The organism is Methylobacterium mesophilicum, assembly GCF_022179445.1.
Lineage (GTDB): Bacteria > Pseudomonadota > Alphaproteobacteria > Rhizobiales > Beijerinckiaceae > Methylobacterium > Methylobacterium mesophilicum.
In genome coordinates this window covers 1-221 of the sequence record NZ_BPQU01000197.1, presented here as the reverse complement: position 1 = coordinate 221, position 221 = coordinate 1, and the positions used below count along the sequence as shown (strand labels likewise).

Genomic DNA, 221 nt, shown 5'->3' with positions numbered 1-221 from the left:
TTTTTGAAGGCATCCGTTGCTACGACTCGCACAAAGGACCGGTTGTATTCCGCCATCGTGAGCATATGCAGCGTCTGCATGACTCCGCCAAAATCTATCGCTTCCCGGTTTCGCAGGGCATTGATGAGCTGATGGAAGCTTGTCGTGACGTGATCCGCAAAAACAATCTCACCAGCGCCTATATCCGTCCGCTGATCTTCGTCGGTGATGTTGGCATGGGA

At 52.5% G+C, this 221-nt stretch carries 1 protein-coding gene; it reads left to right on the top strand.

The window, feature by feature from the left end:
* The coding region (locus MFF40_RS28720; protein WP_238263229.1) for an aminotransferase class IV at positions 1-221 on the top strand (221 nt) is incomplete at both ends.